Genomic DNA, 25,873 nt, shown 5'->3' with positions numbered 1-25,873 from the left:
GCGGCGCATTGCTTCTTTCATCAGTTCGGGTGAACGGCTGAGGTACCATTGGGTATCGGCCACGTGGACATGGCCGAGATAAGTGGACAAAATGGGCAGGAGCCGCTCGGGATCCTGCTCGGCTTCGTACCACCGCACCAGCGTGTTCGTCGCGAACACATGCCGCATGTCATGCAGGCGCGGGCCGTGTCGATGGCGGTTGCGCCGCGCAGGCCGATCTGGCGAGACAGAGCATAGAATGTTCGATGAATGTCTCCCACATCAAGGCGGTTGCCTAACTGGGAAGTGAACAAGTAAGGAGACGCCGCCTGGGCTGCACAATGCTGCCGGCGGCGTTTGAGATAATCCTGGAGCACTGTGCTGGTTGATGCGTGCATCGGCACAAGACGGGACTTTCCGAACTTCGTGCCGCGGATCGTCAGCACAGCGGCATCGAAATCGATGTCCGAGAGCTTGAGGTTGCGGGCTTCGCCGAGGCGCAGGCCGGAAACGCTCAGCAATCCGAACAGGCAATAATATGTCCATGGCCTGAGCATGCAGCGGGTATATCTGCACGGCATCTCCAGAGCGGCCGACAGGAGGCGTTGGATGTCTTCCTTGGAATAGAGATATGGCCGTGCCCGCTTCGGGCGAAAGGGTAGCAAACCGTCTGGGGGTATCTGGGTCCGCGGATCAGCGGCAGCCCGATGACGGGCGAATACGCGGACGTGGCCCAGCCGTCTCGCCCAATGCGAAGGCTGCGCATGCGATGGTCGCTGAGCCCAGGCAAGGGCGAGCTCCGTCGTGATGTATGGCGTGTCATTGGCCTCCAGAATGGTGACGAAATCGAACAATCCTCTTCCCGCCTCTCGCAGCTTGAACCCCAGCCCTCGCCGCATCTCGATGTAGTCCTGAACAGCCTGTCGGAGTGTGCTCATTGAACTTCTCCCGGCCACGGCAAAGCCAATGTTCGCAACGCGTTCAGGTCGACCTTGGCGTAAATCGCCGTTGTCTGCACATGACGGTGGCCCAGAACCTCACCGATCTCACCCAGCGACGCGCCGCCACGCAGCATCTCTGAGGCAAGCCCATGTCGGAACTGATGCGCTCCCTTTGTGGGAGCGTCGATCCCGGCCCTTTTGAGTGAGCGTCGGATAACTGACCCGAGTCCACTCTGGCCAGTGAAACCACGGATCGGGGCCTTGTCGCGCAAAAAGACGCGACGACTGGCATTGCGTGGACGCGACTTCCCCAGGTAGTCGGCAATCGCCTCGCCAACATCCGCAGGCAACGGAAGATCGTTGCGCTGCCCGTTCTTGCCAACCACATGGATCTCTCCGGCTGCCCAATCGATATCGTCGAGTTCGAGCGTCACCAGCTCGCTCGACCGCAATCCCAATCGCGCCAATGCGAGGATCATCGCATAATCGCGACATCCGATGGGCGTATCCCGATCAATGCTGGCGAGTAAACGAGCTACCTCTTCGCGGCCGATCTACGAGGAATAGACGAGAGCGACCAGTTGGCCACGATCGGAACTGCTGCCGCCAAGTCTGCGGTGATGTCTCCACGATAACGCGCATAGGAGAGAAACGACCGCAATGCGGTCGTCATGGTTTTGGCGCGTCGCATATTGAGACGCGAAACCCTCTTTTGCACGAAATCGGTCACGTCGACGGCGCGCAGTTGCGCGAGCGACACCCCACCATCACTGAAGCGGAAGTTGAGAAAATCTCGAACGACTGGCCGGTAATTTATGATCGTTTGACGAGATAGCGCACGTGCATCTTGCAAGTACCGCTCGTATGCCAGCACATGCTGTTCTACCGGCGATGGGCTGTGGTCGGCCTTAATCTCTTCGGCGATTGCGTTCTGGCTTCGTAGAAAGGCCAATAGATGTCGAAGAGCGGCGTCATCTCCAAGCTTTGGCCGCTGCGCTCGGTCCAGCAAATAACGCCCAGCATGGGCTCCACTTATGTCGCTTAGCGCAATCCCCTTTTGCCGAAGCCAACTGCTGAAGCCTGCAGCCATCAGCACCTGGTTCCTCGTAGAAACAAGACCATAGCCTCGATCAACGAGCCATTCGGCAAACGGGATAATGTAACTCGCCACCGGACCCTCTGGCGGCCGCGACAACGCAAAATCAGCATTGATGAAATACTTCATTCTTCGCTCCCTTCCCAAGCTGGATTGCTGGAAGGGCTACGAACTATGTCTATACGATATCTATAAAGCATTGAAATCTTTGATCGAAATCTAGTTACCCGACATAGTCGGGCAGGGTAGATAGTGCCGGCTATGTCTTGATCAACATAGCAGGCACGCCACCGCCGTGCACCTCATCTCGGCGGGCGTCGACGTTACGGTCATCCGAAGTTGGCTCGGCCATGTGAGCCTCGATACAACCAACCACTATGCCAGGGCCAATCTGGAAACGAAGCGGAAAGCCCTGGAAAAGGTCGCCGTTCCAGCCATACCCGGCGGCCAGCCTTCTTGGAAGCGCGATGCAAGCGTGCTCGCCTGGCTTGAGCGACAATGTGACCACGGGCAGGCATCACGGAGCGCGCAAGCATGGCGACGCGCTGCTTGCCGGTCTTGTCCGCTGCCGGCGCTGCGGCCGCAAGCTCACGGTGCGATACACGGGCGCCAAGCACAACATTCCGCGCTATTCCTGCTGGCGGGGCCTGCTCGACAATGGCGAGCCGCGCTGCATCGCCTTCGGCGGGCTGCGCGTCGACGATGCGATTGAGGGAGCACTCTTACGTGTCGTCGAGCCCGGCGCGATTGCTGCCGCCGCCGAGGCCGAGGCGCAGGCAGCCGGTCGCCGCGACCAGGTCCGGGACGCCCTCAGCCGCGATCTGGAAGCTGCCCGCTACTCCGCCGACCGGGCTTTCCGGCAATATGACGCCGCCGATCCCGAAAACCGGCTGGTTGCGGCGGAACTGGAGGTGCGATGGAACCGCGCCCTCGCGCATGTCGGCGACATCGAAAGCCGGATCGCTGCCCATGATGCAGCGACACCGAAACCGTCACCTGTCGTGGGAAAGGACATCGCCGCGCTTGCCGGAGACCTTCGCACCGTCTGGTCGGCGCCGACGACGGATGCCAGGCTCAAGAAGCGCATCGTGCGCACCGTCATCCAAGAAGTAGTCGCCGATATCGATGATGAAGCCTCCGAGATCGTCCTGCTGATCCATTGGATCGGCGGCGTCCATACAGAACTGCGTCTGCCGAAGCGGCGACGTGGCCAGCGCAATGCGACCTCCGCCGACATCATCGCAGCCATCCGGCAACTGGTGCTGATCGCCAGCGATGACCTGATCGCCGGCATTCTCAACCGGAACGGCCTGGTGACTGGGCATGGCAATCGCTGGACACGGGAGCGGGTCACTGCGCACAGGTCGCATCACAAGATCCCGGTTTTCCGTCTGGTGCTGGACGGCATTGAGCCATACCTCAATCTGAACAAGGCGGCGCGCCTCCTCGGCGTCTCACCGAAGACCCTCAGGCTCGTCGCCGAATCCGGCGAGATCAAGGGTATCCATCCCCTGCCGGATGGCCCATGGAGCTTCAAGCGATCAGAACTTGGAAAGCCGGAAGCCCAGCGGATTGTTCATCGCGCGCGACAAAACCCAAATACCCCGCGGGATCGCATCCCGATCAGCAAAACCTATTCGCTTCAAGGACATAGACAGATGAGTGTTATGAAACAGGATTGTAGTCGGTGACCCAGGTTGGCGACCTTGGCGCGGGCATCGTCGAGATCGAAGAACAGGGTCTCGTTGAGCAGCTCATCGCGCATCCGGCCATTGAAGCTCTCGATGAAGCCATTATCCGGCATGTTGTTCTGGGTGCCGTCGTTTGTTCGGTCGTCAGGTTTCGTTAAGCTTGGCGCATCCGGGCCACGGGGCACCGGGAGCACGCAAGTGCGGGCAGGCCGTCGTATGCAGATGAACTGCGAGTTCGAGCACGTTATCTGGCCGCCCCTACGACTCGCCCGGATGCGCTGCGAGCGCGGATCCGTATTTGTCGTGTTGCCCGCTGGCTCCCTGTTCGTGACCAACGATGGAGGGAACCGTGCGTATTATCGGCATGGACATACACCGAGTAGCCGCCGAGGTCGTGTCGTTGCTTGATGGCGAGATCGTCAAGCTCGGCCGCGTTCAAATGCTACGCAACAAGCTCGAGGAGTTCGCCAGGAGGGAACTCACCCACGATGATCATGTGGTGATCGAGGCGACCGGCAATGCCACGGCCGTCGCTGAAGTGCTGTCGCCCTACGTGGATCGGATCGTGATCGCTAATCCCAAGCAGGTGCACATGATCGCGCACGCGAAGGTGAAGACTGACACGATCAACGCCACTGTCCTTGCGAAGCTCTATGCCTCGGGCTTTCTGCCGGAGGTCTGGGTTCCGGATCCGGGGACCCTTGCCCTCCGAAGATAGGTCACCAGGCGGACACAGCTGGTTCGCCAGCGTTCGCGGCTGAAGAACCTGATCTAGTCAATCCTCCACGCACACCTGATCCCGCCGTGTCCGCATGGGAACCTGGTCGGGATCAGCGGGCGCAAATGGCTGACGAGGCAAATATTGCCTGCGGATGAGCGCGCCGCCATCGAGCGCCACCTCGGCTTGATTAACCAGATCAACGAGGCGTTGACGGTGGTTGAGGCGGATATCGCGGTGCATGCCCTCCAGGATCCGACAATCCGCCGCCTGATGACGTTGCCCGGCATCGACGTCACGGTGGCTGCAAGCGTTGCCGCGGCAATCGGCAACATACGGCGCTTCAGCGATCCACAGAGGCTCGTCGCCTATCTTGGCCTCAATCCGAGCGTGCGGCAGTCCGGTGAGGGGCCAGCCTATACGGCCGCATCACGAAGCAGGGCCGCGGCCCATGCGCGGGGGATGCTGGTCGAGGCGGCATGGGCGGCCGTGCGATCGCCAGGACCTCTACGCGCCTTCTACAAGCGGATTGCCTCGCGCCGCGGGAAGCACATCGCGGCCGTCGCCACCGCGCGCAAGCTTGCAATGATCATCTGGCACATGCTGAGCAAGGATACCGACTACATCTGGGCCCGGCCGGCCTTGCTCGCCCGCAAGTTCAGATCGGTCGAGCTGCGTGCCGGCCTCCCGACCAGCCATGCCAGGCGCGGCACCGCCTTCGACTACAACATCCCGGCCAAGCGCGCCGAAGAACGATCCCGAATAGAGAAGGCGGAAGCTGCCTATGCAGCAGCGACTTCCCGATGGCGAACGAGGCCGGAAAGGCCGAAGGCTGTGGAAAAAGCTGCCGAATGAGAAGAAGGGGCTATTCTACGACATCCGTCTGCATAGGCTTGCCGGGCGCGATGAAGTGCCAGTCGATGTAATTACCCACCCCCTCGCCCCCTCGATGCGGCACGGTGCGTCGTCACTCGTCGTCGATGTCCGGGTACTGCGGGGGAGCCTTGCCGATCTTGCTGACGATCCTCGGGTAATTGGCATCGGGCTGCGCCTGCCCTGTTCCAATAAGTTCAACGCGGAAGCGCCACTCGTCACCGTAGTCGTACAAGAAGGTCATTGCCGAGCCCACCTTCTGGAAGGCTGTGCTGACGCGCGTGCCCTTCACGCTGCGAGAGCCGCTCCCCTCTATGTCGGCGAAGAGTTCGAACCGCAGGGGCGAGTCGAACAGCTTTCCCGTCAGCTTTGAATAGAAGCCGTAGGCGTGGTCCAAGTCGAAGCCAAATGCCGCTACGATGGCTTCGGCCAGATCCGCCAGCGTGCTCGAACTCGACACCTCGATGTCCCGACAAAGCCGTGCCCGAAGAGAGGCTCGGAAGATCAAGGTCGTGGGCTCAGTCATAGCAGATTTCAGGCGCTGACGGTTTGAAGGATGATTTTGAAGGAGTTCGTGCCTGGCGCGAGACGAGCCGTGTCGACGACGGTTCGAATGTCGGCTTCGCCCTGGGCGGCCCACATGGCGCGATAGCCGTTGGTGATCTTCCGTTGAACGACGGCGGGTCTCAGCGCCCGTTCGCAGGCGTTGTTCGTCGCGTCGACCATTCCTGGCCTTTGGGCAAAGGTCAAAAGTTGATCGCGAGCTCGCCTGAACTTGTTTTGGATGTCGCGGGCCAGATCGCACGACGTTGTGGTGGCGAAGATATCGTCCAGACTTCGCTCCAGGGCGCGACGCTTGCCGGCGATGGTCGAGGCGGCGAAGGTTTCCATACCGTCGGCTAGGGCGAAGGCCCTTTGCAGCCAACGTTTGAGCCGTGAGGGCAGCATGTCCTCACTTGCCTCGTCCGCATAGGCGACGTCGCGGGCGAGATGCGCCAGGCAGGTCTGATGCGCATTTGCGTGACCTTGTTGTGCGGCATAGCGATCGGAACACCAGACGTCGGGCCGATGGCCGTCCATCAGGGTCCGGACCACGACGGCACCGCGCGTTGGCGCCGCTTGATGAACAACCGCTTCGGCGCAGCGAAACACCCAGTGGTAGGCGTTGCTTCCTTCGATCCGCACGCCGGTCTCATCGGAGGCGATGACCTTGGCCCGGCGCAACGCCGCGACGGCCTTGTCGCACTCGGCCGCGAACGCGCCCTGCGCACGGCGCAACATGTTCATCAGTCCGCCCTGGCTAATGTTGAGACCGAAAAGGTTCGCGAACGCGCCCTGCAGCCGCTCGTAGGACAGGGCCTGGAAAGTCTTGAGATAGGTCGCTACGGCGTGCACGCGTGGCCCGAACGGCGTCCCCTTCGCCGCATCTGGCACAGCCGCGACGACCAGCGTGCCGCAGGACGGGCATCGGACTGCCAGACGCCGATGGCGCTCAATCAAAGGCCTGATCGCGGGAAGCTCAATCTTGTCGTGCTCGCTGACGGTTTCGGCAGCAAGATCGCTCGACAGGCTGGCGCGGCAGCAAAGGCATTGGTCGGGATGATGATCGATGATGCGATCGGCATCCTCACTCATGGCGCGGCTGTGACCTTCATGACCCGCCTTGGCGCCGCCAGGCTTTGCCCTGTCCCGACGCGCCTTGCGATCGCTCGAAGGTGGCTTGGACGACGTGCGTGATGTCTTCTCTGGCCGCTGCATCCGCAGCACCAGATCGATCAACTCTTCCTTCGTCAGACGCTGCAAATCAGTGCGATCCATATCCCCATAGATTCAGGGATTCTTGCCCCTGACAAGGGCGTGGGTAATTACCAGTCGATGGCAGCATCCTTGCACCAAGCGAGCATGGCATTGCAGGTGAACTCGGTGCCGTGGTCGGATACGATCATTCCTGGCTTGCCTCGTTGTTCGACGATCGCCGTCAGTTCGCGGGCGACGCGTCGGCCCGAGATGGATGTGTCCGGAATGGCGCCCAGGCATTCCTTGGTGACGTCGTCGACAATGTTGAGAATGCGGAAGCGTCGGCCGTTGGCGAACTGATCGTGGACGAAGTCCAGCGACCAGCGAGCGTTCGGCTTCGCCTCGACCAGGATTGGGGCTCGGGCTCCCACAGCCTTGCGGCGGGCCCGCCGCTTACGGACGGCGAGCCCTTCCTCGCGATAAAGCCGGTAGATCCGGTTGATCCCCGATGGCTCTCCCTCCCGCCGCAGCAGGACGAACAGCCGGCGGTAGCCGAAACGCCGCCGCTCGTTGGCGAGATCGCGCAATCGGCCACGTAAAACTGCGTCCGGCGGACGGCTGGAGCGATAGCGGATCATCTTTCGATCCGCGTCCACGATCGAGCAGGCCCGCCGTTCTGACAGGCTCATGACGGCCTGCAGATGCGCGACCGCAGCGCGCTTGGCGGCGGGCCCTACCATTAAGGGATGGTCCGCCCCGTCCTTTTCCTTCATCATAGGAAGGCCAGATCAAAAGAGGAGAGTATCATGACCCATCGCAATTTGCCGCAACCGGCGGCAGTCTATGGAATCGACATTGGCAAGAACCTGTTCCACGTCGTTGGCCTGAGCTGCGACGGCACACCTGTTCAGAAAGTTCGCTTTCGACGGGATACCCTTCTTCAGTTCTTTGCTCGGGCACAACCAGCATAGTTGGCATGGAATCCTGCGCCGGTTCACAGTGGCTCGCCCGGATGATACAGGAACTTGGTCACAAGGTGCGCCTGATCCCCGCGCAATTCGTGAAACCCTACGTGAAATCAAACAAGAACGATATCATCGACGCCGAGGCGATCGCTGAGGCCGCGACGCGACCGACAATGCGCTTCGTCGCCGTGAAGGAGGAGGGCCAGGTCGATCTTCAAGCGCTGCACCGAATCCGTGACCAGATGGTCGGCTCGAGGACACGCCTGATCAATCAGATGCGGGCTTTCTGCCTCGAGTACGGTGTACCTTTGCGTCAGGGTGCCGGAATATTCAAACTCGAGTTGCCGCGCGCTTTGAATGACGAAGGAAACGACTTGTCACCAGTGATGCGTCGCCTGGTGGCGATCTCTTCGCCGATCTCCGCCGCCTCGAAGAACGGATCCGCGAACTGACACAGGAGATCGAAGCGGTCGCCGATCGAGAGGACGTCACACGCCGGCTGATGACAATCCCTGGTATCGGCGCATTGGGTGCGACCGCCGTACTTGCCGCAATTGGTGATGGGCTGCAGTTTCGCAAGGCCCGCGACCTTGCTGCCTGGCTGGGGTTAGTGCCAAGGCAATACTCGACCGGCGGAAAACAGACGTTGCTTGGTGTCAGCAAACGCGGCAACCGTTATGTGAGAAAGCTTCTGGTGCATGGCGCGCGATCCTGCTTCCGGCATTTGGACCGGACACGCGATCGCCTAGGAGGCTGGCTCGACGGGCTCCAGGCTCGGATGCATCCGAACAAGGCCGTTGTCGCTCTAGCCGCCAAAATGGCCCGCATTGTCTGGGTTGTCCTGACCAAGCCGGGAGCGCTCTACGAACGCAGGGATCCTGCATTCGCCTGACGCTTCTGGCTTCGATTGCAAGGCTCGGGAACAGTGATGACGAAACAGTGGATCAACATGCCGTAAGCCCTGTGCAAAAAAGCGGGCTTCGTGCCCGAACCATTTATTGGGAACGGCGTGCGCGGATCTCATCATGGCCTGGCTGCAACAGCAGTCCACTCGCGAGAGGCCGGATACATTTATGCAACTGAAAGCGTCATTTTTGCTGTTACGAACCCTTGCACGGGCGGGGCGGACCATACATTTTTTTGAAAGGAGCTCGCGAAGTGCGGCCGCATCGAGCATCTGCTCGGCCAGAAGCTTCTTCAGCTTCGCGTTCTCCTCCTCCAGGGCCCTCAGCCGCTTTGCTTCGGAAACGTCCATGCCACCGAATTTGGCCTTCCAATTGTAGATTGTCGCTTCGGAGACACCGTGCTTGCGAGCCAGGTCGGCTGTCTTCGCCCCAGCCTCATGCTCCTTCAATACCGCGATAATCTGCTCCCTTGCTCGCTTCATTCGTCCGTCCTTCTTCGGGCGGACTCTAACTCCTTCTGGAGGAAAAACTCAGTGGAAGAGCCGGATTGCGAGAACTTTCGTTGGATGGATTAAAAGCTGGCTGAGGCGATTTCCTCTGTATGTCGGGGCCACAAACGACGCTCCACAATAGTGGATGCAGCCCGAGAGGGCTGGGACGCGGTCGTCTATCCCAGCGGGATACGGGATGCCCAGCGATGGGCGACTGTTGCAATAGATCTGATCTGAGAGCTGAACGAAGGTTCGTCAGATGATGAATGCGGCTCGATAAGACGGCGGCACAGCTGTTATTCCGCGCCGCCAACTTCAGCCAAAAATGTTGCGCGGCGACAGAAAACTCGAGTCACAATCGAAGATTGGATTTAAGCTTCCCCGTCCAAACGAAGGCCATATGCCCTTTAGCAGGGTGTTGAAAAAGTCTCTAGCGGGATGGAATTGGACGTGATTCTCTCGATGATTGAATCGGGAGACCGGAATGCGCGGATCGGACGAGGGATCTGGATCGCTGTTCAGTTACGTGGATCTTGAAGCGCGCGTTCGGCGGAATCATCCCTTACGGTTGATCCGAGAGATTGTGAACGCTTCTCTGGACGATCTGTCGAAGGCATTTGCGAGGCTTTACCCGGATTTTGGCCGGCCCTCGATTGCACCGGAGAAGCTGCTTCGGGCGATGTTGCTGCATGCCTTCTACGGTATCCGCTCGGAACGACAGTTGATGGAGCGGCTGGAGTTCGACCTGTTGTTCCGCTGGTTTGTTGGTCTGGGAGTGGATGATCAGGTGTGGGATCACTCGACCTTCTCCAAGAATCGCGACCGGCTGTTAGAGGGTAAGATTGCCGTTAAGTTCCTTTCTGCGGTGCTGGCTCAGCCGAAGGTGAAGCGGCTGTTGTCGAGCGATCACTTCTCGGTGGACGGCACGTTGATCGGCGCATGGGCTTCGATCAAGAGCTTCCGCAGAAAGGATGGAGGCGACAACGACAGTGAGGGGCCGGGACGCAAGGACGCAACGCTGAGCGCAGCTTCCACAAAGAGAAGCGTTCAAATGAAACGCACCAAAGCACGACGGACCCGGAAGCTCGGCTATACAAGAAGGGCGACGGGCAGCCGGCCAAGCTCTGCTACATGGGGCATGCTCTGATGGAGAACCGCCATGGCCTGGCAGTCGGCGGCATCGTCAGCCAGGCCACCGGCACTGCCGAACGAGACACGGCGCTGGCGGCCATCAGCACAGGGTCCACTTCAGTCGACCCACCTTCGAGCCGCGACCCGATCGACTGGAAGCTGGTGACCAGCTTGCCAGTCGACGATCTGGCAGCCGCCGCGAAAAGCGCGGAGGTCTTGTGTAATAATTGCAAAAATGTGTCACGCTATATAATAAAATAAAACGCTTCAGTTTTTTGGGATCGATGATGTTTTGAGATTGAAAAAATAGACAAATACGCCGCAACAAATTCTGAACAACCTGACAATAACCAGTGCCCTTTATTGAATTCAAGTGAAACAGTACAATACGATGCGCCCTAGGCGCCAAGCGTAACGAAAAAACAAAATACAAGCAGCGCAACATCGCGGTGGTAAACCGCAGGCCGGATACTGAGCAATTTCTGGCCAATTATTTATGTCTATTACAGAACACTCGACAGTTCATAGTAAGATAGCATACAACCAAAAGCCAAAAAACGAAGATACAACAGTGGCCAGGCCAAGTCGGCTTGATCACTCCTCGTCCGAGTCGTCGTCCTCCAAAGAGGATAAACCCGAAGAGGAAAAGTCGTCTTCGTGCAGATCGGCAGGCGGAGGCTCTAGGCCATCTTCTTCTTCTTCTACTTCTTCTTCTTCTTCTTCTTCTACTTCTTCTTCTACTTCTTCTTCTTCCTCCTCAGAGGAAGAGTCGTCATCTGAGGAGGAGCCGTCTTTCTCGTCAGAGAAAAACGTTGAGTCCGAGTCCGCGACATAGTCCGACTCCGCGTCCGACATGGCTAGAGGGGAGCTGTATAATTCTTTGTGGTGGGAGAACGAGTGCCGATAGCTAGCTGGTCATGCGGTATTTAAGCCCTTCCAGCCCCGAATGTTGCCAGCTTTTGAGACGAGCGAACAAATGATGACTCTTTCATGTAAGTGAAGCGCTACCCCTTAGCGAGACCGACGCATACTTTGCTGTTGTTTTCCAACGAGTTGCCTTATGCGAAAAGCCATTCAAACGTCGCTCTCGGGGATTCCTAGGTAGGCACATCGGCTTTGAGACGTATCAGCGAGCTATTAGCCGTTTCTCGCTTACGAAAGGCCATTATTCTGTGCGTTGCGCGAGAAGCCACTTAACCTTTTGCAAGGCTGGAAGGACCTCACTCATTCAGTATTTAAACGTTCTCTCACAGCCATGTTTTTTCCATTACGCATAGCAGATTAAACAGCTCTCTATCTCTCACGATGTGGCATTTCACCGATACCCACCCTGAGAACATGAGGAACGCCATCGCCAACGCCTTGCGGAATAGCCACCTAACTCCTGGAGACGTCAAGAACGTTTATCTGAGCAAGGCTGATGCAAAGTTCGCCTCGGAGAATGGACGACTGATGCCTAACACGGGCTATGTGGTATCGGCCCTCACTCCGGATAACGTGCCACAAGCTGAGATATCGTACTTCGGGTTCATAATTGTTAAGGAGGACGCAAACCTATCTGGCACTTTCAACGTGCTCATATGGGGCAATGCGATAAAAGTGTGATTAGCTTCGGTGGCTACTGGCCTGACCTGCTCGTTGTTTCATATGTTTATCTTTCGTGTAAGCATTTATGCTGTGTTGTTTTCTGCCATATGCGGCGGTTTTATGTAATTGTGAAATAAGTCAGGCCAATCAATAAAATATCGTTCTATTGTTTTCTCTATGCTTACCCTAATGCTCGTTCATGGAGGCGCGGTTTGCGCTTCGATATCTTGAACGCTTTTTTGCTGCTCTGTACGACGTTTATCTCGATTGGTACCGTCGTCGAGCATTGCTACTAATGCGACGTTTTTTGGCAACTATTGCGTTAGCACTATTTTAAATGCGCCCGCTTAATTCGTAAGCTGCTCGGTATTGGTGAAGTGGACCCCCGGATTTTGGACCGGCGGCTTAGGTGGTGCGGATGCCGTTCCGTTTTGATAAACGGAGCGGACTGACCTGCCACCGTGTACTTCCTCCAGAAGGAGTTAAAGCCCCCCCCCGGGGCCAGCTCTCATTTCAGGCCATCAGCACAGGGTCCACTTCAGTCGACCCACCTTCGAGCCGCGACCCGATCGACTGGAAGCTGGTGACCAGCTTGCCAGTCGACGATCTGGCAGCCGCCGCGAAAAGCGCGGAGGTCTTGTGTAATAATTGCAAAAATGTGTCACGCTATATAATAAAATAAAACGCTTCAGTTTTTTGGGATCGATGATGTTTTGAGATTGAAAAAATGGACAAATACGCCGCAACAAATTCTGAACAACCTGACAATAACAAGTGCCAGTTATTGAATTCAAGTGAAACAGTACAATACGATGTGCCCTAGGCGCTAAGCGTAACGAAAAAACAAAATACAAGCAGCGCAACACCGCGGTGGTACACCGCAGGCCGGATACTGAGCAATTTCTGGCCAATTATTTACGTCTATTACAGAACACTCGACAGTTCATGGCCAGGCCAAGTCGGCTTGATCACTCCTCGTCGAGCGTCTCTGGCGGTCGGTGAAATATGAGGAGGTCTATCTCAAGGCCTATGACAGCGTTCGCGAAGGGCGAGCGTCGATCGGAAAATATCTCGATTTCTACAATCGGGGACGCCCGCATTCCAGCCTTGACGGCAGAGCGCCAGATGAGGCCTACTTCACCCCGCTACCGCTTCCCGAGGCGGCCTAACCAGAGGCAGTGTTCCACTTATAAATCGGGAATTCCTGTCCAAACAAACCGAGCCACCTCTCTCGCCATCGACGTTGCGGATCGGATAGCGCTTGTAGTTGCCGCTGTCCTGCAGGTTTTGTTGCAACGGGTGAATAGAGGGCGCAGAGAGGCCTGATGTAAGGTCAATCAGGCGGCGAGGATTTCGAACTGCTCGGCCAGGGACGGATTCGGATTGAAGGCATACCTCGCCTGTCGCTTGCGCATCATGTGAATCATTTCGATGCCGTAAAGGATGGCGGAGGCGGTGGCCGTCGATTTGAAGCCGAGCATCGGCCGGACTCGGCGCTTTATGCGCCGATGGTCCTGCTCGATCCGATTGTTCAAATACTGGCTCCGGCGGATGCGGATCGGCTTCAGCCGGCGCCGGGCGCGATCCTGCAAGCGATTTGTGGTGTCGCAGGAAACGATCGCCTCGTGGTTGGTCTGGCTCCCGTCGATGACGACGCGATCCGGTCGGCCATGACGGTCCAGCGCCTTTCTGAAGAAGCGCTTGGCCGCCGGCAGGTCGCGCTGCTCGCTGAACCAAAACTCGACTGTGTCACCGGCATTGTCGATGGCGCGATAGAGATACATCCACTGGCCGCGTACCTTGATGTAGGTCTCGTCCACATGCCATTTGCCGGTCACGCCACGCTTGCGCTGGTTGAAGCGCTCGAGCAACAAGGGCGAGAAACGAACGGTCCAGCGGTGGATGGTCGTGTGATCGACCCTGATGCCGCGCTCAGCCATCATCTCCTCAAGATCACGCAGGCTCAAATTGTAGGCCAGGTACCAGCGCACGCAAAGCAGGATCACGGACTGGTCGAACTGACGGCCTTTAAACATTGCAACCCTCCGAAAATGATCGAAGGCTCCTTGCCACAGCGCTGGTAATCAAAAGGTTGCAACAGATCCAATCTCGGAGCTTGAGTTGCACACGATCCGCTGCCGGCTGACGAGCGGTCTGCTGGCAAAGGCCGAACGCGGCGAGCTTGCGCTCAGCTTGCCGATCGGCCTGACGCGCGATCCGAGCGGGATTGTCGTCAAGGATCCCAACCTCGCGGTGCAGGAACGGCTCGGGCTGGTGTACGAGATGTTCCTGAAGCTGCGCACCGTGGCCAAGGTCATGCGGGTGCTGAATGATCGCGGCCTCGACCTGCCGCGCCGTGACCGGCATGGCGATCTGCGCTGGTCGCGCGCTACGGTCTCGGCCGTGTCGTCGATCCTGAAGAATCCCGCCTATGCAGGCGCCTTCGTCTATGGACGCACGCGCATTCGTACGGCCGGGCGCGAAGGCGCTTCATCGGCGAAGACCCCACGGCCAATGGAGGAATGGCGGTTCGTCGTGAAGGACCGTTATCCCTCCTACATCGACTGGTCGACTTATGAAAATTCCGGAGCATCGTAAGAGACAAGCGAGCCGAATATATGCGCATCAAGACCAGAGGAGCCCCGCGCGACGGCGAACTTCTGCATCACGGGATCGCCTGGTGCGCACGATGCGGCCACAAGATGTACGTTCGTTACAAGGGTGGCGGCGAGTACGTCTGCAACCATCTGCGCACCCACGAAGGATTGCCGACCTGCCAGCACATCCGTGCACCCTGGGTGGATGCGGCTGTAGCAGATGCGTTTCTGACGGCGCTGGCGCCTGCTGAGCTTGACGCACTGTCCAGGGCGCACCGAGCCCAGCAACAGATGAACGCGGCGTTGCGCACCGGCGCGGAGCGCCAGCTCGAGCGGAAACGGTACGCGGCTGCGCTGGCCGAGCGTCAGTTCAACCGGGTCGATCCTGACAATCGTCTCGTCGCCGATGAGCTCGAGCGTCGGTGGGAAGCAGCGCTGAGAGAGGCCCGGGAAGCCGAGGAGGCGCTCGCCAAACAAGCCGTTCTCCAACCCGTCTCCAGGATAGCAATCGGCAAAACCCTCAATGGCAAGGTCGTCGCTCTTGCCGGTCGCCTGCCGCAAATCTGGGCGGACGAAGACACCACGGATGCTCAACGCAAGGCGTTGTTGCGGTGCCTTGTCGAGAAGGTCTTTTTAGATCGCGGCGAACGCGACCTCGCCACGGTCAGGATCGTGTGGCGGGGCGGAGCCGTGACCGACCTCGAAGTGAAGATGAAGGTCAACTCGGTCGCCAAGCTTACGCGAGGTGTGGAGATGCGAGATCGCCTTCTCGATCTCGCACGCACAGGCATGCCTGATGACGAGATTGCCACCGTCCTCACCGCCGAAGGACACCGCTCGCCCAACTGTGCAGAGAAGGTCCTGCCGATCACCGTGCAACGCGTTCGTCTCGGCGCCGGAATCAAAATGACCTCTCAGCGTAGCCGATGGTCCCACGCATCCAGCTTGCTCAGCGCCCCGGAGCTGGCAGCCAAGCTCAATATCCCGGTCAATTGGCTCTATGTACAGATCAGGCACAAACGCCTTTTGATCGACCCTCAGCCGGCCGGAGGCTATCTATTCCAAGACACGCCTGACGTGCTCGATGCGCTCAAAAACCTCCGAGACCACGCCATCCCCCAACTCGATCTCAGAATCTGTCAGCCTCAGCAGGAGGGGCATTAACATGCGTGATCGAAAAGCATCGACAACTGAGCTTGCGTCAGATGCGCAACTCCATCTTTCGCCGTCGGCCAGGGAAAGTATCCGCGTTCCAAAATTTTGTAAAACAGGCAAAACCCTTGGCCATCCCACCATAAAAGTTTGATCCGATCAGCGCGTTTTCCGCGGAAGCCGAAGATTGCGCCGGAGCCCGGCGCCTCCTTAATAGCCGCCTCGACAAGCGCCGACAGTCCATCAATGCCACGCCGCATGTCGGTCACCCCGCAGGCCAGATAGACCCGCACATTCCCAGAAGGCCCGATCATGCCGCCTCCACGCAAGCGATCAACGACCCGAGCATCCTTAGCTCCACGTCAGCCGGAACCCTCAAACACCGACCGTTTCGTAGCGAGATCTCGATGACCGCTGGCGCCGGTGGCGTGTCAGGTGCCTGGGTAGCGCTCACCTCCTCGGTGATTTCCACCGGAAGGAACATCGCTGGTCGACCAACATAGCTGAAGGACTGCCGCCACAAACGGATCTGGCCAGGATGAATGTCATGCCGGCGAGCCACATCACCAATGCGAACACCAGGTTGATCCGCTTCTGTCAATATCCTCAGTTTCGCCTCGTCCGACCACCGACGCCTACGCTCAGTGCCGGACATGATCTCCATGCGAGCCATGCAACCTCTTCGATCTGGTATTAATGTCAGCACTAATGCTGGTTCTAATGCCAGAACATCGCCCGATTTGCGCGATCAGCAAAATCCGCTCGCCGGACGCTTACAGATCATCGCCCGCGCGATGACCGAATGGGACACAGGCGATGCCTCGCAGGTGGCCCCGTTGCTCGACCAGATCAGTCGCCCGGTCGGACAGTTCACCGCCGACGGCGCCTATGATGGAAAGCCGACCTACGACGCCGTCATCAACCACAGCGCCGGCGCTGTGATCGTTATTCCGCCGCGTGCTAACGCGGTCGAGCGCGCCGACACCGAACCTCCCGGCCAAAGGGATCTGCATATCACAGCAATCGGCAGAGACGGTCGAATGAAATGGCAGGCCACCACCGGCTATGGTAAGCGCGCGCTGGTCGAGATCGCCATCGGGCGATACAAGGCCCTCATCGGGCGGCGTCTGCCCGGTCGTTTCATGCTCAGCAGACGGCAATCGCCATCGGCTGCACAGTCCTCAACCGCATGCTCGAATGCGCACGCCCGAAATCCGTCCGCCGTAATGGAGCCACCGCGTAGACAGCTCCATCAAAGACTGGCATCCGCTCAAGTCCCCATCCACGCACCAACGCCTCCCGAATCCCAAAAATAGCAAGTGCCAATGCAGAAACTTTCGGATCAGGTTGATGCTTCCGCCGGCGATAGTGCGGCCCGGAGATCGAACCGGCCAACGTTGCTCTGGCGACGTGGAACCGGGGACAAAGGCTGTGACGGCCGCGCGGATGCTCGATGCAATTCGCGATCTGGCTCTTGCCATTATGGCGCGTGCGCCTGGACCCAGTACCGCGCACGCCGACGATGGCGTCTCAGGCAGCGATATTTCGACATCGCCCAGCGTGCCAGGCGCAGATCGAGATGCATCAATGCTCGGGAAGGTGCCGATTTGTGGTAACGACCATTGTAGTTGATCCACCCACGAAGGATCGGGTTGAACTCTTGGCCAGGTCGTTAATACGTTTGTCGATACGCCCAACCTGCGCCGCTCTGAGTTCCTGCTCCCAAGTCAGCAACGACCCTGACCATGACGCGACAAAACATGGCTCCCTTCATAACCTATCGAAGGGAACCAGACAATTAATGATCCGCAACTGGAGTATTAGGTCGGGCGGCGGCCGCTGAGATGGCAAGGGATGAGATCGCCGGAATCGAGCGCCCCCTGACGGCCCTTGGCGCTGGCGAGACGGTTCTCGGCCATCTCCGTGCCGACGATCGCCGCAAGCTTCTGGCGTATCGGACCTTCGAGCAGCGCCACCTCCTTGCGGTTGGCTTCCTGCAGCTCACGGCGGAGATCGCTGACCTTCGGTTCGGCGAAACCCGCTTCGATGAGTGCCCGAAGGGCGGCCGCGGGCGGCGTAAAGGCGAATGTCAATTGCATTTTAGAGAGCCAGGCATGAACGACGGCGCTCTCGGCCGCGCTTTCGGACCAGAGCCAATCCGCGGCAATGAACCAGCCGCCAGGCTTCAGCACGCGGAGAACCTCTGAGTAGACCGCCAGTTTGTCGGTGATGTGCACCATCGCGTCCTTGGAGAAGACCAGGTTGAAGCTGGCATCCGCAAACGGGAGCTTCCCCGTCGTGACCAACTGGAAGGTGACGCGCCCGGAGAGCCCCTCCTTCGCCGCCAAGTCGCGGGCCGAGTCGATCAGCTGCGGCTCGACATCGATGCCGATTACCGCGGACGCCCCGTGCTTGGCCGCAAGCAGCACGTCGATGCCGCCTAGGCCGGAACCGATGTCGAGCACGCGGCAGCCGGAAACGTCGATGCCCTCCAGCATCTGCGCGACCTCCTCCGGCCCGCCCGGCGAAAGGATGCCCTCACCCCAGATGAATTCCAAGGCATTGGTCAGATTCGTAGGATACTGCATAGTTGGCTCTCCAGTGATGGGGAAGGATTGGATGTTTTGTCGTCCGGCGAGCCCGATCTGCTGGCAGGTCTGGCTGCGCGGGATGTCCTCCCGGACCAAGGACCAGTTGAGGATCGTCACTTCTACGGCGGGCATTCTCCTGGCCTTGTCCGTCGGCGACTCTGCATAACGCCACCATGAAACGGTCATCGGCTGGGGGCGCAAAACGTCGCCATAGATCATCAGCGGGCGGACGCGTGATCCGTAGCTCTGCATCCAAGCGTGATTCGTGAAGACGAAGCCCGAAAACTGTTCGCCGAATTCGCCATGCATAAGCAACACCGGGGCCGATCTCCTCCAGCCAGCTGACGGCAATTTCCATCTCGCGCTTCAGGAACACTTCATATCAGACAGTAACGACGATATTCCCAACGTGTAGCTTTTCCATGAAAGCCTGTTGCGCCTTTGCAAGATCCGGCAGTGTATATTCCGCTGCAAGGAGAGGCCTCAGCAAGCCACGTTCAATCAGATCGACCAATCGCCTTGCCGTTCCCGGCGGCACGATCGTCGCACCGGTCAGTTGAAGGTCCTTGTAGATGAGTTGCCTGAGGTCAAAATCGACTACTGGTCCCGAAATGGCGCCGGAGCTCGAATAGCGTCCACCTTGGCGTAAGGCGCGGACGAGATGGTGGAAGATACGGCCTCCCACGACGTCGAGCGCGACGTCGACGTCGCCGCCAGCCGCCGTTCGGATCGCCTCGGACATTTCCGCCGTCTCCCTATCGATCACGGCGTCGGCGCCAAGCTTCCTCAAAACGCTCGATTTGGACCGTGATGCAATGGCGATGATCCGAGCTCCGCGCAATCGGCACAACTGGATCGCAGCAGTTCCCACGCCCCCAGAAGCGCCGGCGATTACGACGGTTTCTGCCGGCCTCAAGCCTGTGCGCGCCACCAAATTCTCTGCCGTGGCGTAGGCGCAAGGGAACGTTGCGAGTTGGGCGTCGGACAAATCGCAGTCAACGCGGAGCGCGTTTTCGGAGCGTACAGTCGTGAATTCAGAAAAGCCGCCGTTGCATTCCGATCCGAAGTAGACGGCGCTCGAAGGATTCATCCAGTCTCCCGAACCGAGAAGCCAAGGATCCACGATGACCCTTTCACCAATCCGAGTAGAACCCACGCCATCACCGACCGCGGCGATCCTGCCCGCGACATCGGAGCCTTGAATAAGCGGGAAGCTTATCGCAGAGCTTCCCCAACTGCCTGCGTCGAACTGAGCCTCTGCAAATCCGGCGCTTCCAGTAGTGGGCGTAATGCCGTCGGTGACACGCTTGGAGTACCAAGCCGTCCGCGTGTTAATGTCGGCGTTGTTCAGGCCGCATGCACCAACCTCGATGAGCACTTCTCCGGCGCGCGGCGCCGGAATGGGCCAATCTTCACGATACTCAAGCTTCTCAAGACCGCCGTGACCAGTGAGGATGACCGCGCGCATCAATGTCTTCAAGCTCATAATTGCTCTCCAAGGGTACGAGATTCTCGATACCGGAGGGTCGAGACTTCCGATTTCCGGGCGACTCCAATGCCAGGCGCGCAGGGAGCATAGCCTTCAATCTGTCTGGCCTGTCCGGAAACCGGATCCATTGCGGGATGGGAATGGCTAAGGACAATTCGCCAAAAGGGTCCGAGCACCACGATATCAATCTTTCGAATGATTGTATCCGACTCGCGAAGATCGCGCCCTAACAATGGAGATGCAAACGGAACATCGAGGCGGCTGCAGCGTAAAAGAGTAGGTTCGTCAGTAGTTTGACTAACTGGCCCTGACCGCTGTCTCCGACATGGAAGGAGACGGCTCTCATGGTTTGCGATACGGCCTCGCAACGCCCTCCGATGGCTCGCCGACGAAGAAGCTGACATTGGCAAAATCGACCCCCATGTGGAACAAGTTGCTACGGGCGCTTCTAGCGAATGCACGCCAATTGCTGCAGCCAGGCGGGCGGTCTCGATCGTGTGGGTAGTCGGTAGTTGACGTGTCGGTCCACACGCTCCCCGGTGCCCATATCCGGCCAAGGCGCCTTTCTCGCCCGTCATGTTGTCGAAGACGTCGTGTGGCAGCAACAGGCAGGTGATGACAATCTCGCAATTGCGGGCCGCGTCTCGCGGTGCGTCATGCCACCGTGCTCCCTTTTCGACAACGTCTTTCGAGGCCGTGGGCTCGATATCGTAGACATCGACCCCGATAGGCGGCTCCCAGGAGCTTGGCGATCATCAGTCGCCGCCCCATGCTGCGTCGGTATTGTGGATATGAATAGTGTGCACAGCGCTTCCTCTAGCCTCTACAGCAGCCATGGGACATCCTTTCGCAAGTAATTCACGATTTGACTTGGATAAGTGTCAATATCGACAGCAAAGGAATATCCATCGCACTCATGGCAAAGGCAAGTATATATAAATGAATAATTCATTGGGCTATTGTTAAATACAATTGACTTTCATTTGATGTATGACAGATAGAAGGAATGGCCAGCCCCGTCTGCAAGAGGTTTTTGTGCAGGCGACAACCCTCACCAGAACCGCTGAATGACAAGCTTCTGGCAGATCGGCGCCCATATGCTCACGCACCAGCGCAACCAGCCCCTTCCGCACCTTTGCGGAAGTCCACCGGGCTTCGTCGCCACTATGACCTTGACGGCGCCCGTCGGCCCGATCACGACGTAGGCTTCAGCGCACGGATCACCGCCGCAACAATCTTGGTGTCGGCTCCCCGACCGACCCGCATGGCCGTCGATCTCAAGCTCGGTGACACCAGCACTCCCGGGCGTCTTCCGCTTCCGTGGCCGTGCTGGACGCGTCGGCGCCGGTTCCGGAAGCGTCGCCGTCACCACTGCGGGAACAAACAACGGCGTTGTCACCTTAACTTGATGAGGAGGGCGAAGTCGAAATGGGTCGATTTCAGGCGGCTGCAGTCGCTGCTTTCCACTCGGCTATGGCGGTAAGTCGGTGGAGATGTATCTGGAAGGCGGAGTGTTGGTGGTGGGACGGAACGAAGTGGTTTCGGAGACCTGAGAAGATCGACACGAACCGTTGCAGGCCTCTTGTTGATCGAAAGCCCTGCATGATGTTCTCACGCTTTCGCAACGGCACATGCGAATTCTCGGCGCGGTTGTTGAGAGCTTTGTGCGACCGATGCTCGACGTTCGGCATGATCTGGCGGCGTGCGGTGCCGTAGGAACGCAGCTTGTCGGTGACCATCCGCTTCGGTGTGAGACCCTGCTTTCTGAGGAGCCGGATCAGCAATCGCTTTGCCGCCTTGGTGTTGCGCCGGTTCTGGACGATCTCATCAAGTACACAGCCGTCCTGATCGACCGCGCGCCACAACCAGTGCTGTCTGCCGGCGATGGTGACGGCCAGTCGAGTGGCCCGGGGGAATTTCACCCCCAGGCTCTCACAGATCTGGACGTGAGCGTCTCCACTCATCCGGCTCCTACCGTCCAGCCGTTGCCCGATACAGCAATCGCCAATGTGCAAACAGCGCTGGCTCCCGACGCCTTACGTCTGGCGCTTGTAGCTGATCGGCGAGGTGTTCATGCAAGTGTGTCTATCGCGAGGCTCTTCATAAGCCGTTACCGTGACATCGCCCCTGCCATTCCTGAAGGTTCCAGCTTCCGCCGTACCCGCACGACGCCGAACGTCTCAGCGGCCGATAGCGCGTGACCGTCACGAGCCCGAGTTGTCGCCGAGCTGTCAACAAAAAAGCCGCTCTAACTCCGCCCTTTATACGACCCACAATCGTGAACTTTGTCCACCAAAACTTTAATCATCTTCCGTAAACTCGCAATGAAAATGCAAACTCTTTTTATATATCTTCCCTTGCTGATAACACAAATCCGGTGTTTATTCTATCTATGATGTACTATCGGACATAAATCTATCTATGAGGTACTATCGGACATAAATGAAGAGAAAATCGCGACTGTACTTGTGAAAGGAATTCTAGTGTCTATCGTAGAGGCTGTAAGCGACGCTCATTTCCGCAACGTCGAACGCATCGGATTCATTGGTACCGGCAGCATGGGGCGACCGATGATCGCCAAGCTCCTGCAAGCCGGCTATCAAGTGAACGTCTACGACATCGATCCTGCGGCTGCGAGAGACGTGCGGGAAAAGGGAGCCCGGTGGCATGACACACCGCGCGACGCGGCCCGCGATTGCGAAATCGTCATCACCTGTCTGCCGCTGCCAAGCGACGTCTTTGACAACATGACGGGCGAGCAAGGCGCTCTAGCCGGAATGGCACCGGCGAGCGTGTGGATCGATACGTCCACCACCGACTACCACAACACGATCGAGATCGCCCGCCGGGCCGCAGCAATTGGTGTGGATTCACTAGAAGCGCCCGTGAGCAACTTGTCCCACATGGGGGTCGATTTCGCCAATGTCAGCTTCTTCGTCGGCGGGCCACCGGAGGCCTATGTGCGTTGCGAGACGGTGTTGCAAATCATGGGAGCCGTCTCCTTCCATGTCGGAGACATCGGTCAGGGCCAATCAGTCAAATTACTAACGAACCTGCTCTTCTACACTGCAGCCGTTGCGAGCGGCCACGCGCTCTGCCAAAGCGTGCGAGATGGCGTTCCAGCGCAGCAGGCGTGGCGCAAGTTTGTCGCCTCGTCCGCAAACTCCGTTGCAACCGAGCAGTTCGTCCCGTTTCTCCTGGATGGCAGCTACGATCGCTCTTGCACTCTGGAGATCGCGGTGAAGGATATGGGCTTGACAGTCCAGCTAGCCGACGAACTCGGCGTGGGATTGCCGATCGGGCGCGCAGTCGAAAGGCGCTATAGCGAGGCGGGACGGAAGTTCGGCCGATACGACAGCCATCTGCGGGTCGTCGAGCTGGCGGAGGTGGTCTTCGGCGTTCGACTGCAAGTGCCGGGCTATCGCGCGCCATCCAAGTACGGTGCCGACCCCGCGCATCCGCCAGACCAAGAATTCCTGACCGATCCCATCGGACGGATCAAACCGAAGCGTGAGCATGTGTTTCCGCTCGACGACGTCCCGCTCAATGACATCCAGATACGCTTGCTCAAGTCGCTGGTCGGCGAGGTCACCCACGTCAATCGCCTGATCCTTGACGAGGCGTTTGATCTTGGGCGCGGCATGGGCCTGAGCGATGCCCTGATCTACGACGTTATCACCTGGAGCGTAGGCGCCTCTGCATGGTCGGATAGCCATGCTGAGCAATACGCCAACGGGCAGCTTGTAGATCTAGACAGTGCCACTGCGCCGCCGCTGACGACCGTGCCGCATCTCATCTGCCCCTACACGGAGGAACTGTGATGAATACCCTCGACCAACGGACCGCACTTGAGGAAGCCGCACGAAAGCGCATCAAGGATTCCCATGCCCTCGACGGCGACGTTGGTCGCTTGGCCAACTTCTATCGCGATTGGGCGAGTTCCTATGAAGTGGATGTCGTCCGCGACGGATATTGCGGGCCGACGGTGGTTGCGGAACTCGCGGGCGCCGTGCAGACAGCGTATTTTGCCAATGAGCGAGCAGCTATCGCGATCCTGGACGCTGGCTGCGGAACGGGCCTCGTCGGTGTTCAGCTTGAACGCCTCGGCTTCCGGTTGATCGAAGGGCTCGACCTCTCCGAGGAGATGGCCGAAAAGGCCCGGCAGACCGGCGTCTACCAGCATGTTCGAGCGGGTGTCGATCTTAACGGGCCGCTCTTCGAATACTCCAGCGGGAGCTATGACATCACGGTCTGCTGCGGCGTCTTAACGCTAGGGCATGTTCGACCGGACGCACTACGCGAACTGGCCCGCGTCACGCGCCCCAACGGATTTATCATCGCAAGCACCCGCAAGAGCTATGCGGAGACCACATCCTTTGAAGCTGAGGTACGGTCTCTGCAGGATGCGGGCACCCTGGTGCCGGCACAGTGTCTAAACGACGGCAAATACGTCGCCGAGGAGGGGGCGCATTACTGGGTTCTCCAAGTGACCGATAAAGCCAACGCACCCACGGAGCAGCAGCTATGACCCCACTACCGCAAATCTCACTAGCAACACTGGCAGCCGATGCAACGCGTCACGAAGAGTGCGAGCGCCTACGCGTGGCCTGCGAGGAGTACGGATTCTTTTACCTTGTCGAGCACGGAATCCCGAAGGAACAGATCGCACAAGCCATCGACGCTTCCAGCCGGTTCTTCGCATTGCCTCAGTCGACTAAGGAACGCTACGGTCACGCCTCGCAAGGGGTGTACCCCACTTCCGCCCGTGGATACAGTCCGTTGTACGGCGAGGTGCTGCATCCCGAGGCCGGCCCCGATCCGAAGGAAATGTTCGACCTCGGAATCGACAACGAAGCCGACCGACGTCCGTTTGCTGGTTGCACACGCCTTCCGGACGACGCGTTGGCTCCTGGTTTCGCTCGAAGCCTGCTTGCTTTGCAAGCTACCGTGGTCAACGAGGTTGTGCCGCAACTCGGGAACGCGCTGGCCAACCTGCTCGATATGGAGGAGGGCTGGTTCCAACGCCATTTCAGCCCGCCGACGGTGCTGCAGCGCGTGATCCGGTATCCATCTAGCGGAGGCATGGCCGGAAAGCATACCGACAATGGCTTCTTCACGCTGCTGCTGCAAGAGGAACTCCCCACGCGCTCCTTGCAGGTGTGGTTCGGGGGGCGCTGGGTGCCGGCGCCGAGCCTGCCCGACAGTCTCGTAGTCAATCTGGGCGACATGTTTCAAGCCTTGAGCGATGACCGATTCAAGAGCACGCCCCATCAGGTCGTGCACACTGGTCCGGCCGAACGAATTTCCCTTCCCTTTTTTATCTATCCCAACATCGACGCCCGCCTGACTTCCCGGCAAGGAAAGCAAACCTTCAGCGTCGCGGAAGTTATGTTGCGCAACTTCGACTCGATCTGGGAAACCGGGAATGGCGCCGGACGGGCGCGAGAGTTGCAGTAGGTTGTTCGGCTTTGTCATGCTGCGCATATATGGTGACGGCGTTGTCACCTTAACTTGATGGGGAGCGCGAAGTCGAAGTGGGTCGATTTCAGGCGGCTGCAGTCGCTGCTTTCCACTTGGCTATGGCGGTAAGTCGGTGGAGATGTATCTGGAAGGCGGAGTGTTGGTGGTGGGACGGAACGAAGTGGTTTCGGAGACCTGAGAAGATCGACACGAACCGTTGCAGGCCTCTCGATGATCGAAAGCCCTGCATGGCGTTCTCACGCTTTCGCAGTGGCACATGTGAATTCTCGGCGCGGTTGTTCAGGCCTTTGTGCGATCGATGCTCGACGTTCGGCATAACCTGACGCCGCGCCGCGCCATAGGAGCGTAGCTTGTCGGTGATCATCCGCTTCGGCGCGAAGCACTGCTTCTTCAGAAGCCGGGTCAGCAATCGCTTGGCTGCCTTGGTGTTGCGGCGGGCCTGAAGGCGT

The 25,873-nt window shown here is 58.7% G+C and carries 23 protein-coding genes and 9 pseudogenes; 14 read left to right on the top strand and 18 right to left on the bottom strand.

Features of this window, described 5'->3' with window-relative positions; translation table 11 throughout:
• Positions 1-20: 20 nt before the first annotated feature.
• The 3 genes from ACFSOZ_RS23865 to ACFSOZ_RS23855 are packed head-to-tail and all read right to left on the bottom strand — an operon-like array spanning position 21 to position 2,145.
• Positions 21-917 (bottom strand): tyrosine-type recombinase/integrase, encoded by an 897-nt coding sequence (locus ACFSOZ_RS23865; RefSeq protein ID WP_379101904.1) that lies wholly within the window; start codon positions 915-917, stop codon positions 21-23.
• The gene (locus ACFSOZ_RS23860) at positions 914-1,420 is read right to left on the bottom strand and encodes a site-specific integrase (RefSeq protein WP_379102033.1); all 507 of its coding nucleotides are present in this window, start codon (positions 1,418-1,420) and stop codon (positions 914-916) included. Before ACFSOZ_RS23860 ends, ACFSOZ_RS23865 begins: the two co-directional genes overlap by 4 nt.
• 35 nt (positions 1,421-1,455) lie before the next feature.
• Entirely contained in the window at positions 1,456-2,145 is a 690-nt protein-coding gene (locus ACFSOZ_RS23855) for a site-specific integrase (RefSeq protein ID WP_379101902.1), read from the bottom strand.
• 166 nt (positions 2,146-2,311) lie between these two features.
• Between ACFSOZ_RS23855 and ACFSOZ_RS23850 the strand changes: the two genes are divergently transcribed.
• Both ACFSOZ_RS23850 and ACFSOZ_RS23845 read left to right on the top strand, forming a co-directional pair.
• Positions 2,312-2,728: a site-specific integrase gene (locus ACFSOZ_RS23850; RefSeq protein ID WP_379101901.1), complete on the top strand. Its 417-nt coding sequence runs from the start codon at positions 2,312-2,314 to the stop codon at positions 2,726-2,728.
• Positions 2,610-3,707 (top strand): MerR family transcriptional regulator, encoded by a 1,098-nt coding sequence (locus tag ACFSOZ_RS23845; protein ID WP_379101900.1) that lies wholly within the window; start codon positions 2,610-2,612, stop codon positions 3,705-3,707. The genes ACFSOZ_RS23850 and ACFSOZ_RS23845 overlap by 119 nt, the downstream gene beginning before the upstream one ends.
• On the opposite strand, the pseudogene ACFSOZ_RS23840 reads toward ACFSOZ_RS23845, so the two are convergent.
• A pseudogene (locus tag ACFSOZ_RS23840) lies at positions 3,694-3,811 on the bottom strand (integrase core domain-containing protein); the annotation flags it as partial. The gene ACFSOZ_RS23845 and the pseudogene ACFSOZ_RS23840 sit on opposite strands and share 14 nt — an antisense overlap.
• A gap of 245 nt (positions 3,812-4,056) precedes the next feature.
• On the opposite strand from ACFSOZ_RS23840, the gene ACFSOZ_RS23835 reads away from it, so the two are divergent.
• The gene (locus tag ACFSOZ_RS23835; RefSeq protein WP_379101899.1) at positions 4,057-4,425 is read left to right on the top strand and encodes an IS110 family transposase; all 369 of its coding nucleotides are present in this window, start codon (positions 4,057-4,059) and stop codon (positions 4,423-4,425) included.
• Between the two features lie 144 nt (positions 4,426-4,569).
• Complete coding sequence (locus ACFSOZ_RS23830; protein ID WP_379101897.1) at positions 4,570-5,280, top strand: transposase; 711 nt, start codon at positions 4,570-4,572, stop codon at positions 5,278-5,280.
• Positions 5,281-5,392: 112 nt separating this feature from the next.
• On the opposite strand, the gene ACFSOZ_RS23825 is transcribed toward ACFSOZ_RS23830, so the two are convergent.
• The 3 genes and pseudogenes from ACFSOZ_RS23825 to ACFSOZ_RS23815 form a co-directional block, all read right to left on the bottom strand.
• Complete coding sequence (locus tag ACFSOZ_RS23825; protein ID WP_379101896.1) at positions 5,393-5,824, bottom strand: IS1096 element passenger TnpR family protein; 432 nt, start codon at positions 5,822-5,824, stop codon at positions 5,393-5,395.
• Between the two features lie 8 nt (positions 5,825-5,832).
• Positions 5,833-7,116, bottom strand: a complete 1,284-nt coding sequence (gene tnpC, locus ACFSOZ_RS23820) for an IS66 family transposase (protein WP_379101894.1) — start codon at positions 7,114-7,116, stop codon at positions 5,833-5,835.
• Between the two features lie 50 nt (positions 7,117-7,166).
• A pseudogene (locus ACFSOZ_RS23815) lies at positions 7,167-7,775 on the bottom strand (DDE-type integrase/transposase/recombinase); the annotation flags it as partial.
• 66 nt (positions 7,776-7,841) lie between these two features.
• On the opposite strand from ACFSOZ_RS23815, the pseudogene ACFSOZ_RS23810 reads away from it, so the two are divergent.
• Positions 7,842-8,892 (top strand): annotated as a pseudogene (locus ACFSOZ_RS23810) (IS110 family RNA-guided transposase).
• Positions 8,893-9,108: 216 nt separating this feature from the next.
• Here ACFSOZ_RS23810 and ACFSOZ_RS23805 read toward each other — a convergent pair.
• Positions 9,109-9,387 (bottom strand): annotated as a pseudogene (locus ACFSOZ_RS23805) (transposase); the annotation flags it as partial.
• A 493-nt stretch (positions 9,388-9,880) separates the two neighbouring features.
• On the opposite strand from ACFSOZ_RS23805, the pseudogene ACFSOZ_RS23800 reads away from it, so the two are divergent.
• Positions 9,881-10,629: pseudogene (locus tag ACFSOZ_RS23800) on the top strand (IS5 family transposase); the annotation flags it as partial.
• Positions 10,630-11,121: 492 nt separating this feature from the next.
• Here ACFSOZ_RS23800 and ACFSOZ_RS23795 read toward each other — a convergent pair.
• Entirely contained in the window at positions 11,122-11,382 is a 261-nt protein-coding gene (locus ACFSOZ_RS23795; RefSeq protein WP_379101893.1) for a hypothetical protein, read from the bottom strand.
• A gap of 483 nt (positions 11,383-11,865) precedes the next feature.
• Here ACFSOZ_RS23795 and ACFSOZ_RS23790 point away from each other — a divergent pair, with 483 nt between their 5' ends.
• The gene (locus ACFSOZ_RS23790; protein ID WP_379101891.1) at positions 11,866-12,132 is read left to right on the top strand and encodes a hypothetical protein; all 267 of its coding nucleotides are present in this window, start codon (positions 11,866-11,868) and stop codon (positions 12,130-12,132) included.
• A gap of 950 nt (positions 12,133-13,082) precedes the next feature.
• Positions 13,083-13,283, top strand: a pseudogene (locus ACFSOZ_RS23785) (integrase core domain-containing protein); the annotation flags it as partial.
• Between the two features lie 168 nt (positions 13,284-13,451).
• Here ACFSOZ_RS23785 and ACFSOZ_RS23780 read toward each other — a convergent pair.
• Positions 13,452-14,150 carry an IS6 family transposase gene (locus tag ACFSOZ_RS23780; protein WP_379026924.1) on the bottom strand — a complete coding sequence of 233 codons (699 nt, stop codon included), beginning with the start codon at positions 14,148-14,150 and terminating at the stop codon, positions 13,452-13,454.
• A gap of 85 nt (positions 14,151-14,235) precedes the next feature.
• Here ACFSOZ_RS23780 and ACFSOZ_RS23775 point away from each other — a divergent pair, with 85 nt between their 5' ends.
• Both ACFSOZ_RS23775 and ACFSOZ_RS23770 read left to right on the top strand, forming a co-directional pair.
• Positions 14,236-14,712 (top strand): recombinase family protein, encoded by a 477-nt coding sequence (locus ACFSOZ_RS23775; RefSeq protein ID WP_379101889.1) that lies wholly within the window; start codon positions 14,236-14,238, stop codon positions 14,710-14,712.
• A 20-nt stretch (positions 14,713-14,732) separates the two neighbouring features.
• Positions 14,733-15,875 (top strand): recombinase zinc ribbon domain-containing protein, encoded by a 1,143-nt coding sequence (locus ACFSOZ_RS23770; protein WP_379101887.1) that lies wholly within the window; start codon positions 14,733-14,735, stop codon positions 15,873-15,875.
• Here the strand turns inward: ACFSOZ_RS23770 and tnpB are convergent.
• Together tnpB and tnpA are read right to left on the bottom strand one after the other, a co-directional pair.
• Positions 15,872-16,177, bottom strand: a complete 306-nt coding sequence (tnpB, locus tag ACFSOZ_RS23765; RefSeq protein WP_379101885.1) for an IS66 family insertion sequence element accessory protein TnpB — start codon at positions 16,175-16,177, stop codon at positions 15,872-15,874. The genes ACFSOZ_RS23770 and tnpB overlap by 4 nt on opposite strands.
• Entirely contained in the window at positions 16,174-16,518 is a 345-nt protein-coding gene (gene tnpA, locus ACFSOZ_RS23760) for an IS66-like element accessory protein TnpA (RefSeq protein WP_379102031.1), read from the bottom strand. The genes tnpB and tnpA overlap by 4 nt, the downstream gene beginning before the upstream one ends.
• A 121-nt stretch (positions 16,519-16,639) precedes the next feature.
• Here tnpA and ACFSOZ_RS23755 point away from each other — a divergent pair.
• A pseudogene (locus tag ACFSOZ_RS23755) lies at positions 16,640-17,106 on the top strand (transposase); the annotation flags it as partial.
• Between the two features lie 237 nt (positions 17,107-17,343).
• On the opposite strand, the gene ACFSOZ_RS23750 reads toward ACFSOZ_RS23755, so the two are convergent.
• The 5 genes and pseudogenes from ACFSOZ_RS23750 to ACFSOZ_RS23730 all read right to left on the bottom strand — a co-directional run.
• Complete coding sequence (locus tag ACFSOZ_RS23750) at positions 17,344-17,511, bottom strand: group II intron maturase-specific domain-containing protein (RefSeq protein ID WP_379102029.1); 168 nt, start codon at positions 17,509-17,511, stop codon at positions 17,344-17,346.
• Positions 17,512-17,683: 172 nt separating this feature from the next.
• Entirely contained in the window at positions 17,684-18,763 is a 1,080-nt protein-coding gene (locus ACFSOZ_RS23745) for a class I SAM-dependent methyltransferase (RefSeq protein ID WP_379102027.1), read from the bottom strand.
• 73 nt (positions 18,764-18,836) lie between these two features.
• Positions 18,837-19,940, bottom strand: coding sequence for an alcohol dehydrogenase family protein (locus tag ACFSOZ_RS23740; protein ID WP_379101883.1), 1,104 nt, complete (start codon positions 19,938-19,940; stop codon positions 18,837-18,839).
• On the bottom strand, positions 19,937-20,650 hold the full coding sequence (locus ACFSOZ_RS23735; protein WP_379102025.1) for an NAD(P)-binding domain-containing protein: 714 nt from the start codon (positions 20,648-20,650) through the stop codon (positions 19,937-19,939). The genes ACFSOZ_RS23740 and ACFSOZ_RS23735 overlap by 4 nt, the downstream gene beginning before the upstream one ends.
• Positions 20,651-21,382: 732 nt before the next feature.
• Positions 21,383-21,829, bottom strand: a pseudogene (locus ACFSOZ_RS23730) (IS6 family transposase); the annotation flags it as partial.
• 582 nt (positions 21,830-22,411) lie between these two features.
• Here ACFSOZ_RS23730 and ACFSOZ_RS23725 point away from each other — a divergent pair.
• From ACFSOZ_RS23725 to ACFSOZ_RS23715, 3 genes are read left to right on the top strand one after another with little or no spacing between them, the layout of a single operon-like run.
• Positions 22,412-23,764: an NAD(P)-dependent oxidoreductase gene (locus ACFSOZ_RS23725; protein ID WP_379101881.1), complete on the top strand. Its 1,353-nt coding sequence runs from the start codon at positions 22,412-22,414 to the stop codon at positions 23,762-23,764.
• Complete coding sequence (locus ACFSOZ_RS23720) at positions 23,764-24,471, top strand: class I SAM-dependent DNA methyltransferase (RefSeq protein ID WP_379101880.1); 708 nt, start codon at positions 23,764-23,766, stop codon at positions 24,469-24,471. Before ACFSOZ_RS23725 ends, ACFSOZ_RS23720 begins: the two co-directional genes overlap by 1 nt.
• Positions 24,468-25,400: a 2-oxoglutarate and iron-dependent oxygenase domain-containing protein gene (locus ACFSOZ_RS23715; RefSeq protein ID WP_379101878.1), complete on the top strand. Its 933-nt coding sequence runs from the start codon at positions 24,468-24,470 to the stop codon at positions 25,398-25,400. Before ACFSOZ_RS23720 ends, ACFSOZ_RS23715 begins: the two co-directional genes overlap by 4 nt.
• 88 nt (positions 25,401-25,488) lie before the next feature.
• On the opposite strand, the pseudogene ACFSOZ_RS23710 reads toward ACFSOZ_RS23715, so the two are convergent.
• A pseudogene (locus tag ACFSOZ_RS23710) lies at positions 25,489-25,869 on the bottom strand (DDE-type integrase/transposase/recombinase); the annotation flags it as partial.
• Between the last annotated feature and the right edge of the window lie 4 nt (positions 25,870-25,873).

This window comes from Mesorhizobium newzealandense (assembly GCF_042682145.1).
In the GTDB taxonomy this organism is placed as follows: Bacteria; Pseudomonadota; Alphaproteobacteria; order Rhizobiales; family Rhizobiaceae; genus Mesorhizobium; species Mesorhizobium newzealandense.
This window is presented reverse-complemented; position numbering and strand designations above follow the sequence as displayed.

Bases quoted from the DNA above. Each gene is read 5' to 3' on its own strand.
- ACFSOZ_RS23865 (WP_379101904.1), bottom strand. From the start codon at position 917: ATGAGCACACTCCGACAGGCTGTTCAGGACTACATCGAGATGCGGCGA.
- ACFSOZ_RS23855 (WP_379101902.1), bottom strand. From the start codon at position 2,145: ATGAAGTATTTCATCAATGCTGATTTTGCGTTGTCGCGGCCGCCAGAG.
- ACFSOZ_RS23825 (WP_379101896.1), bottom strand. From the start codon at position 5,824: ATGACTGAGCCCACGACCTTGATCTTCCGAGCCTCTCTTCGGGCACGG.
- tnpC (WP_379101894.1), bottom strand. From the start codon at position 7,116: ATGGATCGCACTGATTTGCAGCGTCTGACGAAGGAAGAGTTGATCGAT.
- ACFSOZ_RS23795 (WP_379101893.1), bottom strand. From the start codon at position 11,382: ATGTCGGACGCGGAGTCGGACTATGTCGCGGACTCGGACTCAACGTTT.
- ACFSOZ_RS23790 (WP_379101891.1), top strand. From the start codon at position 11,866: ATGAGGAACGCCATCGCCAACGCCTTGCGGAATAGCCACCTAACTCCT.
- ACFSOZ_RS23780 (WP_379026924.1), bottom strand. From the start codon at position 14,150: ATGTTTAAAGGCCGTCAGTTCGACCAGTCCGTGATCCTGCTTTGCGTG.
- ACFSOZ_RS23770 (WP_379101887.1), top strand. From the start codon at position 14,733: ATGCGCATCAAGACCAGAGGAGCCCCGCGCGACGGCGAACTTCTGCAT.
- tnpB (WP_379101885.1), bottom strand. From the start codon at position 16,177: ATGATCGGGCCTTCTGGGAATGTGCGGGTCTATCTGGCCTGCGGGGTG.
- tnpA (WP_379102031.1), bottom strand. From the start codon at position 16,518: ATGTCCGGCACTGAGCGTAGGCGTCGGTGGTCGGACGAGGCGAAACTG.
- ACFSOZ_RS23745 (WP_379102027.1), bottom strand. From the start codon at position 18,763: ATGCATGGCGAATTCGGCGAACAGTTTTCGGGCTTCGTCTTCACGAAT.
- ACFSOZ_RS23740 (WP_379101883.1), bottom strand. From the start codon at position 19,940: ATGAGCTTGAAGACATTGATGCGCGCGGTCATCCTCACTGGTCACGGC.
- ACFSOZ_RS23720 (WP_379101880.1), top strand. From the start codon at position 23,764: ATGAATACCCTCGACCAACGGACCGCACTTGAGGAAGCCGCACGAAAG.
- ACFSOZ_RS23715 (WP_379101878.1), top strand. From the start codon at position 24,468: ATGACCCCACTACCGCAAATCTCACTAGCAACACTGGCAGCCGATGCA.